We start from the raw sequence: 9800 nt of genomic DNA on the forward strand, positions 1-9800 counted from the left end.
GGTCGTGTGTGACTGTAGTGAACGGTTCTGGGGAAGCTCTGAGAGCGGGGACAGACCGGGCGGTACAGTTCGGGCCATGCGAACGGCACGGCAGATCAGCGAACGGCTGACGGTGGCGATGCTCGTGCTCTCGACGACTCTCACGCTGATCGTCGCGATGCCGCAACCCATCGAGGTCGCCGTAGCTGTGGCCGTCACCGTATCGGTGGCTCTGCTCGCCGCCGCGTTCCTGCGACCCGAGTCGTTCGTGGCGCGCGTCGAGTCGGCGAACGGCCCTCCCGCCGACGAACGCCGACTGCGCGGATCCTTCCGCCGTCAGTCCCACCCCGCCACGCCGGGCCGTCCCATGCCCCGAGCACCCGGAGCTCTCGCGGGGGCGCAGCCGAGCTGATCGGCGCCGTGCGTCTCCGCACCGACGACACCGTTCACATCTCGGATCGTGGGAGAGAGACCTCATGTTGCACCTGTCCGGCATCACCCGTGCCCACGGAGAGTTCACCGTCTTCCGGCGCGTCGACCTCACTGCTCGTCCCGGCTCGGCCTGCGCCGTGGTCGGTGCCAACGGCTCCGGAAAATCGACGCTCCTCCGCTGTGCCGTCGGCGCAGACGACGTCGACGAGGGGCGCGTGCTCCTCGACGGCACCGACCTCGACGAGACCGATCCCGCCACCCGTACGGCGATCGCGGCCGTCCTCGACGACGGGGGCATGTTCCCTCACCTGTCGGTGCGCGAACATCTGACACTGATCGCCACGGCCCATGCGGTCGACGACGCGGAGGCCGTCGTGACGGCGATCCTCGACGGGCTCGCCCTGTCCGCCGCGGCCGATCAGCTCCCGGTCACGCTGTCCAGTGGTCAGCGTAGGCGGCTCGTCCTGGCCTCCGCCTTCGTGCGACCTCGTCGCGTCCTCGTCCTCGACGAACCGGAGCAGCATCTCGACTCGGACGGGCGCGCGTGGCTCGCCCGCACACTGGCGGCCGAGAAGGAGGCCGGAGTGGCGGTGCTGTTCGTCTCGCACGACAGGGCAATCGTCGACGCCGTGGCCGACGTCGTCGTCGACGCCGACACATGGCGATGACCTCCGCCGCCGATCTGCACCGAGAGCTCCGCCGACGCCGCCACGGCACCGAGAGTGCGGTCGAGCAGGTGTCGATCTGGGGTGGCGGCGCCTTGTCGACGGTGGCCGTCGCGCTATGGGTGCTGTCCGGCCGCGGGACGGGATTCACATTGGACCCGGTGCTGTCGGCGTCGGCATCGACGAGTGTCGGAATTGTCCTCGCGGCGGCCGCACTCCATGTCCTGCGCGTCGTCGGACCGATCGGAACCGACGCGGCCACGACGCATTGGCTCGTGTCGGCGCCGCTCGATCGACGCACTCTTCTGCGCGGCCAGGTGCTCGCCTGGACCGGCGCGCTCGTCGCACTCGGAGTGCTGGTCGCTCGTCTGCTGGCACTGATCGCGGGTGCGACGTCCTGGTGGCCGTTGGCCGCCGTCGGGGCGGCGGCCGGTGCGCTGGTGGTCGCCCTGGCGGTGTTGGGGCAGCAGTCCCGCAGGTGGTCGTCCGCGCTGCCGATGATCGAGCTCGGAACAGTCGTGTCGGCGGGCGTCGCGACGCTCGCACCGCCTCCTCCAGCTGTCGCGTGCGCGACTGTGCTCGCCGTCGCGGCCGTCATCGGATGGTGGGCGGCCGACTCCCGCCTCGGGCGAATTCGTCGGACGTCCCTGACCTCGGGGGCCGATCTGCTGGCGGCCGGGTCCGCGGGACTGTCCTTCCTCGACGTCGGGTTCCTCGTGTCCGCGCTGGAGACCAGGGCCCACCGACGCCGAGGGGCGGTGCGCCCGCGGGGTCGTGCCGGAAGATCCGTCGGCCCGGTCCGCGCCCTGGTGCGGTCCGACCTGATGCGGCATCGCCGGAACACGATGCTGCAGGCGGTCCTGGTGACCGGACTCGGTCTCGTGCTCGCCGCCTCCGCGGTGTCGATGCCGTACTGGGCGGGCGTCGTGGGCCTTCTCGTGGGCTACGTGGCGACGTCGGCGGCCAGCATCGGATTCCGAGACGTGTCGGCGGACAGAGCATTGCGATTCTCACTCGCCCTGCCGGACCGCACGGTGGCCGGTGCGTTCCTCGTGGTGCCGTCGATCGTGGCACTCACCGTCGCCGTCACGGTGGCGGCAGCGGTGTCGTGGTGGGCGGGCATCGTGGTCGGGTCGACTTCGCTGGTCGCCGTTGTTCGCTCCCGCACCGCGCCGCCGCGTGTTTACGACGGCCTCGCCGTGGTGACCATGTTCGGCACGGTGCCGGTCGACGTGATCCGGCAGGTCCTGCGTGGCCCGGGCCTGCTCCTCGTCGGTGCCGTGCTGCTCCTGCTGTGACAGGAGGACGCGATCACTCCAACCCGGCCAGGTCGACGTCCACCCTCGACGGGGGTCGCAGTGCGGTGGTCGTCGCCCATCCGCGGGCGACGAGGCCGGCGTCGCTGTCGTCGTCGTCGCGCGCGTGGATGGCGTCGAAGCGGACGGTGACGAACTCGTCGTCGGTGTCGCCGATCTCCGCCTGGACGGCGCCGAAGGCTGCAAGGTCGGCCGGGCGGATGCCGCGGAGCTCCGATGGCGCGACCGGGGGGATGTTGACGTTGAGAACCCAGTCCGCTGCACCGTGGTCGACGAACCAGTCGAGTGCGCGCCGGGCCACGAGGTGGGCGGTGTCCCAGCTCGGAGCGCCCGAGGCGACCTCACGGTCGACCTGGTCGTGGATGTCGCCAGGCGCGGCGAGAGACGCCGTGTCGAGGCCGGCGAGGGACAGGGCCATCGCCGGAACCCCGTGGGTGGACGCGGTGAGGGCCGCCCCCACGGTGCCGGAGTGCAGAACGGCGGAGCCGGTGTTCGGACCGTGATTGATGCCGGACAGCAGGATGTCCGGCCGCGGACCGAATGCTCCGCGCGTCGCGACGAACGCGATCATGGCGGGCGAGGCCTGTACGGCGAACGCGTCGACGTCCAGGTCGGCGACCGACGCGCGGGAGACCACGAGCTGGTCGCGGTTCTGGAGCGCCGACAGCGACGCACTCGCACCGCTGCGCTCCTCGTGCGGCGCCGCCACCACGACGTCGTGACCGGCCTCGACGGCGACCCGAGCGAGCACGGCGATCCCGTGACTGTCGATTCCGTCGTCGTTCGTGATGAGCACGCGCACGTGTGCCTCCTGCGAGTGGGTGCAGCCGGTCAGGACGAGAAGGGGCGTACCTCGACCGTCGACATGATGGTCTCGACGAGCCCCACCTGTCCTGTACCCAGTCCGCGGCGGGTCACGTTGGCGGTGCCGGCGGCGCCGCCGAGGGCGAGTGCCTCCTCGATGGACATGCCGCGGGCGAGTCCGGTGGCGATGCCGGCGCTCATGGAGTCGCCTGCACCATGGTGGTCCGTCTGTTCCAGGTCGGGAGTGACCACCTCGAGCACCGTGCCGTCGACGAGGGCGAGCGCCGGGTCCGCCGCGCGGGAGAGAACCACGATGTCGGCACCCTCGTCGTGCAGGGCGCGCATCGCCTCGATGAGGACGTCCGGGTCGTCCGACTCCGCGCGCCCGTCCTCGATGAGGTCTTCGTGGCTCATCTTGAGCACCGTGAGACCGCCCTGCAGAGCCGCCGTCGCGGTCGGTCCGGACAGATCCGCGACGACGGGCTTCGACAGCGATCGCAGATCGGTCGTGAGCCGCCGGTAGAAGTCCGCGGGCACCACCGACCCGGTGTGCGGGCCCCCCAGCAGCACGATGTCGGACGATGCTCCGGACTCAAGGGTGATCCCGTACAGGTCGTCCAGCGCGTGCCGGGCGAGGTGCGGGGGATCGATCGTCGCCACCTCGGTGCGGTCGCCGTCCCGCCGGTCGTGAATGTAGGACCCGGACTCGTGACCGATGTCCACGGCACGCACGGTGATTCCCTCGCGGTGGATCAGATCCCGCAGTACGCCGCCGCTCTCGCCGCCGAACGCGCCGGTCAGCGTCACGTCCATGCCGAGGTTGGTGGCCATGCGGGCGATCCAGTGGCCTTGGCCGCCGGCGTGCACGTGGAGTTCGGTGTCGCCGTTCGGCGCTGCGTCCAGGGTGATGGTCAGCAGCGGGGACGGCGCGAATACGGTGGCGGTGGGCGCGTGTTCGGCAGTCGACATCGCCGTGATGTGCCCGATTCGTCCCTTCCTCAAACCCGGCGTCGGACGGTCGACTAGTCAGCTTCCGAAGGCCTCCGCAAGGTCGTCGAGCGACGGGAAAGCCGGTTCCGGTGCTGCCTCGGGCACCGTGATCACCGTCGACGCCTGCTGGACCGTGTAGACGGTCCAGGGCAACACCGTGGCCATGTACTCAGCGAAGCCGGGGTAGTCGGACACCCACATCGCCTCGGTCGCGTCGCCGTCCTGGAGGGCACAGGTGGCCAGCGCGACGTATGAGCCGGGAGGTACGTCGGACACCGTCTGGGTCGACGCACCGGGTTCGATGTCGCCGCCGTCGTAGAGGGTCTGGCCGGGTCCGAGAACGTCTTCCAGCGGCGGCAGAACACCGTCCGGTGCGGGTGCCAACGACGTGGCACAGCTGAGGGTGTCGTCGGCAGTAGAGGTGATGGTGTTGGTGACGGACGTGCCGTCGACAGCGAACGCGTAGGTGACGTCGGTGGGTTCCGCCGCGGCAGCGAGACCGGGAGTGGCGAGGGTCAGGGGAATCACTGCTGCAGTGCCGAGAAGGGTTCGGGTGAGTTTTCGCACGGCATGTCCTCTCCGTCGTCGATGGTCGCTTCCAGGGGAAGTGTGCAACGGAAGCGGACCATTCGGCACCTTTCGTACCGGGTGTCCCCGTGGGGGTGTGGTTCCGGGCGAGACCACGGTTTCCGACGACTTGCCGCCGGAGTGGAGGTGGTGGTCCAATGGGAACATACGTTCGAAGAGTGGGGGTGCGTCATGGGCTGGAACGACGGGCCGCCCAGCTGGACCGAGATGGAGCGGCTGCTCTCGGGAAAGCCCCGTGTCATCGATCCGCTGGCCGCGGGCGACGGCGGTGACAGTCCGGCCTGGTCGCGGAAGCGGGATCCGTACGAAGGCGCGGTGGTGCGCCCGAAGAACACCGTCCCCTATGCCGAGTTGCACGCGCATTCGTCGTTCAGCTTTCTCGACGGAGCCTCCCAGCCGGAGGAGATGGTCGAGGAGGCCGTCCGGCTGGGTCTCGACGCCATCGCGCTGACCGACCACGACGGCATGTACGGCGTCGTGCGCTTCGCCGAAGCGGCGCGCGAGCTGGACATGAAGACGGTGTTCGGCTCCGAGCTCTCCCTGGGTGACCCGGGCATGCCGACCGAATCACGCACCGGCGCAGCCGATCCGGACGGAACTCATCTGCTGGTACTCGCTCGCGGGCAGGAAGGCTACCGACGGCTCTCCCGGGAGATCGCCACCGCGCATCTCGCCGGGGGCGAAAAGGGGCGTCCGCGCTACGACATCGATGCTTTGGCCGACGCAGCAGGAGGGCACTGGCAGATCCTGACGGGGTGCCGGAAGGGCAGTGTGCGACGTGCGCTGACCGAGAGCGGGCCGGCGGCGGCAGAGCAGGCACTACGCGAACTCGTCGATAGGTTCGGTCGGGACCGGGTCACGGTGGAGCTGACCCGTCAGGGAATCGCGGAGGACGACGACCGCAACGACGTGCTCGCGGAACTGGCCGAGCGGTTGTCGCTCCCGGTCATCGCGACGACGTCGGCGCACTTCGCGCGGCCGAGTCGGCGCCGACTCGCGATGGCCATGGCAGCGGTCCGTGCGCGGCGCAGCCTCGACGACGCGTCGGGCTGGCTTCCGCCGCTGGGTGGGACGCACCTGCGCTCCGGGGCCGAGATGGCGCAGCTGTTCTCGGCGTATCCCACCGCCGTGTCCCACGCCGCGGCGCTGGGGGAGGAGTGCGCGTTCGACCTGCACCTCATCGCGCCGCAGCTGCCGCCGTTCGACGTGCCGGAGGGCCACACCGAGATCACGTGGCTCCACGAGTTGACGATGCGCGGTGCCGAGCGACGCTACGGTCGACGCGAGGACGAACCTGCGGCCTACGCCCAGATCGACCGCGAACTCGCCGTCATCACCGAACTCGACTTCCCCGGCTACTTCCTGGTGGTCCACGACATCGTCGACTTCTGCAAGAGGGCCGACATCCTGTGTCAGGGGCGAGGATCCGCGGCCAACTCCGCTGTCTGCTACGCGATCGGCATCACCAACGTCGACCCGGTGCGCAACGGTCTGCTGTTCGAGCGGTTCCTCTCCGTCGAGCGCGACGGCCCGCCGGACATCGACGTGGACATCGAGTCCGACCGTCGGGAAGAGGCCATCCAGCACGTCTACGCCAAGTACGGCCGCGACTACGCGGCACAGGTGGCCAACGTCATCACCTACCGCGGGAAGTCGTCGGTACGCGACATGGCGAAGGCGCTGGGGGCATCGCAGGGTCAGCAGGACGCGTGGAGCAAGCAGATCACCCGCTGGTCGGGGGTGCCGGGGCGAGACCTGTCCGCCGAGGCCCGCGAGACCACCATCCCGCTCCCGGTGCTCGAACTCGCCGCGCAGATCGAGAACTTCCCACGGCATCTCGGCATCCACTCCGGCGGCATGGTGATCTGCGATCGGCCGATCGCCGACGTGTGCCCCGTCGAGTGGGCGCGCATGGAGAACCGCACCGTGCTGCAGTGGGACAAGGACGACTGTGCCGCAGTGGGTCTGGTGAAGTTCGACATGCTCGGGCTCGGCATGCTCTCGGCGCTGCACTACATGATCGACCTGGTGAAGGAGCACAAGGGACTGCACGTCGATCTCGCCGAACTCGACCTCGGCGAGGCCGCGGTGTACGAAATGCTGCAGCGCGCGGATTCGGTCGGGGTGTTCCAGGTGGAGTCGCGGGCCCAGATGGCGACGCTTCCTCGCCTCAAGCCGCGGGAGTTCTACGACCTCGTCGTCGAGGTGGCCCTCATCAGACCCGGACCCATCCAGGGACATTCGGTGCACCCGTACGTCCGGCGCCGCAACGGACTCGAGCCCGTCACCTTCGATCACCCGTCGCTCGAGCGGGCACTCGAACGCACTCTCGGCGTACCGCTGTTCCAGGAGCAGCTGATGCAGATGGCCGTCGACGTCGCCGGGTTCTCGGCCACCGAGGCGGACCAACTGCGTCGGGCCATGGGGTCCAAGCGCAGTCCGGAGAAGATGGACCGCATGCGTCAGCGTTTCTACGACGGGATGCGCGACCTGCACGGCATCACCGGCGCGAAGGCCGACCGCATCTTCGACAAGCTCTACGCCTTCGCCAATTTCGGCTTCCCCGAGAGTCATTCGCAGAGTTTCGCGTCGCTGGTCTTCTACTCGTCGTGGTTCAAACTGCACCACCCGGCCGCATTCTGTGCGGGGCTGCTCCGCGCTCAGCCGATGGGCTTCTACTCGCCGCAATCATTGGTGGCCGACGCTCGCCGGCACGGTGTCCTGGTGCACGGGCCGGACGTCCGTGCCAGTCTCGCCCACGCCACCGTGGAGAACGACGGCCTCGAGGTGCGCCTGGGATTGTCCGACGTGCGGTCCATCGGGACGGCGTTGGCCGAGAAGATCGTGGCAGCGCGGGAGTCCGGCGGGCAGTTCACGTCTCTGCTCGATCTCACCGGACGTGTCGAACTCTCCGTCACGCAAGCAGAGTCGCTGGCCACCGCCGGCGCCCTGGCGTGTTTCGGTGTGACACGTCGAGAGGCGCTGTGGGCAGCCGGGGCCGCCGCAGCCGAACGCCCCGATCGACTCCCGGCACTTGGTGCGTCCACCCGGGCGCCGTCGCTGCCGGGAATGAGTGCGTGGGAGTTGGCCGCCGCGGACATCTGGGCCACCGGTGTCTCGCCCGACAGCTACCCCACCCAGTTCCTGCGCGAGCGGCTCGACGAGATGGACGTGGTCCCTGCGGACCGCCTGCTGTCGGTGGCCGATGGAGATCGGGTGCTCGTGGCCGGGGCGGTCACCCACCGTCAGCGTCCCGCCACCGCCGCGGGAGTCACGTTCATCAACCTCGAGGACGAGACCGGGATGATCAACGTTGTGTGCTCGGTGGGACTGTGGCAGAAGTACCGCTCCGCGGCGCAGTTGTCACAGGCCCTGTTCATCCGCGGCATCGTGCAGAACGCCGAGGGGGTGGTGACGCTGGTGGCCGACAAGCTCGAGACGCTGGACCTGCGAGTGCTGCTGCGCTCCCGAGACTTCCGCTGATCCTGTGGTTGGGCGTTCTGCTCCTCTCGCGCGCCGATCCGGCGGGATCCCGCTCCGCGCGCCCTCGACCGGAGCACAAACGCCATTCGACAGTCCGGGAAGCTCAGACGCTGCCCTCGAAGTCGCACTGACGCCACGCCTCGTAGACGACGACGGATGCGGCGTTGGTGATGTTCATCGAGCGGCGCCCGGCGAGCATCGGAATGCGCAGGCGATCGGTGACATGGGGGTCGGCGAGAACCTCCGGTGCGAGGCCGGTGGGCTCGGGCCCGAACAGCAGCACGTCGCCGGGCCGGTAGGACACCGACGCGTAGGACGTGGTGGCATGGGCGGTGAAGGCGAAGACCCGCTCGGGCGCGAGGGTGTCCCACGCCGCCTCGAGGTTCGGGTGCACCGTGACCGACGCCAGGTCGTGGTAGTCGAGACCGGCGCGCCGCAGCTTGGGCTCGGACAGGTCGAAGCCGAGCGGTTCGATCAGGTGCAGCTCACACCCCGTACCGGCGACGAGGCGGATGGCGTTTCCCGTGTTCTGCGGGATACGCGGTTCGTGGAACATCAGACGGAACACCTGATCAGACTGCCACGTCCCACCCGCCTGCCCGAGCGTGGGAAACTGTGCGGTGTGACCGCAACGCGACTGGACGGCAAACTCACCCGCGACGAGATCTTCGTCGACCTCACCGCGCGGGTCACCGCACTGCGCGAGCGTGGGATCACCCCCGGCTTGGGGACGGTGCTGGTCGGTGACGATCCGGGCTCCGCTGCCTACGTGCGAGGCAAGCACAACGACTGCGCCAAGGTGGGCATCGCCTCCATCCGGCGCGACCTCCCGGCGGACGTGTCCAGCGACGAGCTCGACGCCGTCATCGACGGGCTGAACGCCGACCCGGCCTGCACCGGCTACATCGTGCAGCTCCCGCTGCCGAAGCACCTGGACGAGAACCGCGCCCTCGAACGCGTGAACCCCGAGAAGGACGCCGACGGCCTGCATCCCGTCAACCTCGGCCGACTGGTCCTGGGCGAGGACTCCACCCTCCCGTGCACTCCCCGCGGCATCGTGCACCTGCTGCGTCGCTACGACGTCCCCATCGCCGGTGCTCATGTGGTCGTCGTCGGACGCGGCGTGACCGTCGGCCGGCCTCTCGGGCTCATCCTCACCCGGCGCTCCGAGAACGCCACCGTGACGCTGTGCCACACCGGTACCCGTGACCTGGCCACCGAGGTGCGGCGCGCGGACATCGTCGTCGCCGGTGCCGGCGTCGTCGGACTGATCACCCCGGACATGGTCAAGCCCGGTGCCGCGGTCATCGACGTCGGCGTCTCACGCACCGACGACGGGCTGAAGGGCGACGTGGCCGACGGTGTCGACGAGGTCGCCGGCTTCCTGTCCCCGAATCCCGGCGGCGTCGGACCCCTCACGCGCGCGTTCCTGCTGAGCAACGTCGTCGAGCGCGCGGAGCGCATGCTGGCCGCATCGGAGTCGGTCTCGTCATGAGCGGGAAGGCCGGAGGCCGGTCGGTGACGGGCGGGAAGGCCGGAGGCC

The 9800-nt window shown here is 69.6% G+C and carries 9 protein-coding genes; 5 read left to right on the top strand and 4 right to left on the bottom strand.

Annotated features, from left to right (window positions below):
• The first annotated feature begins 76 nt into the window (after nt 1-76).
• From QRN16_RS17705 to QRN16_RS17715, 3 genes are all read left to right on the top strand, one after another.
• Nucleotides 77-391, top strand: a complete 315-nt coding sequence (locus QRN16_RS17705) for a DUF6412 domain-containing protein (RefSeq protein ID WP_285188631.1) — start codon at nt 77-79, stop codon at nt 389-391.
• Nucleotides 392-455: 64 nt separating this feature from the next.
• Nucleotides 456-1079 (top strand): ABC transporter ATP-binding protein, encoded by a 624-nt coding sequence (locus tag QRN16_RS17710; protein WP_285188633.1) that lies wholly within the window; start codon nt 456-458, stop codon nt 1077-1079.
• A complete protein-coding gene (locus tag QRN16_RS17715; RefSeq protein ID WP_285188635.1) occupies nt 1070-2374 on the top strand; it encodes a DUF6297 family protein in 1305 nt (434 codons plus the stop codon). The genes QRN16_RS17710 and QRN16_RS17715 overlap by 10 nt, the downstream gene beginning before the upstream one ends.
• A 13-nt stretch (nt 2375-2387) precedes the next feature.
• Here the strand turns inward: QRN16_RS17715 and surE are convergent, their stop codons facing one another.
• The 3 genes from surE to QRN16_RS17730 are packed head-to-tail and all read right to left on the bottom strand — an operon-like array spanning nt 2388 to nt 4753.
• A complete protein-coding gene (gene surE / locus QRN16_RS17720; RefSeq protein ID WP_285188637.1) occupies nt 2388-3194 on the bottom strand; it encodes a 5'/3'-nucleotidase SurE in 807 nt (268 codons plus the stop codon).
• 29 nt (nt 3195-3223) lie between these two features.
• Entirely contained in the window at nt 3224-4165 is a 942-nt protein-coding gene (locus QRN16_RS17725; protein WP_285188639.1) for a 1-phosphofructokinase family hexose kinase, read from the bottom strand.
• Between the two features lie 57 nt (nt 4166-4222).
• Nucleotides 4223-4753 (bottom strand): hypothetical protein, encoded by a 531-nt coding sequence (locus QRN16_RS17730; protein WP_285188641.1) that lies wholly within the window; start codon nt 4751-4753, stop codon nt 4223-4225.
• A 192-nt stretch (nt 4754-4945) separates the two neighbouring features.
• On the opposite strand from QRN16_RS17730, the gene QRN16_RS17735 reads away from it, so the two are divergent.
• On the top strand, nt 4946-8257 hold the full coding sequence (locus QRN16_RS17735; RefSeq protein WP_285188643.1) for an error-prone DNA polymerase: 3312 nt from the start codon (nt 4946-4948) through the stop codon (nt 8255-8257).
• A 103-nt stretch (nt 8258-8360) separates the two neighbouring features.
• Here QRN16_RS17735 and QRN16_RS17740 read toward each other — a convergent pair whose 3' ends face one another.
• Nucleotides 8361-8825 carry a tRNA (cytidine(34)-2'-O)-methyltransferase gene (locus QRN16_RS17740; protein WP_285188645.1) on the bottom strand — a complete coding sequence of 155 codons (465 nt, stop codon included), beginning with the start codon at nt 8823-8825 and terminating at the stop codon, nt 8361-8363.
• 54 nt (nt 8826-8879) lie between these two features.
• Here QRN16_RS17740 and QRN16_RS17745 point away from each other — a divergent pair, with 54 nt between their 5' ends.
• Nucleotides 8880-9752, top strand: coding sequence for a bifunctional methylenetetrahydrofolate dehydrogenase/methenyltetrahydrofolate cyclohydrolase (locus tag QRN16_RS17745; RefSeq protein WP_027503763.1), 873 nt, complete (start codon nt 8880-8882; stop codon nt 9750-9752).
• Nucleotides 9753-9800: the final 48 nt, after the last annotated feature.

It is taken from the genome of Rhodococcus sp. MEB041 (assembly GCF_030208955.1).
GTDB lineage: Bacteria > Actinomycetota > Actinomycetes > Mycobacteriales > Mycobacteriaceae > Rhodococcoides.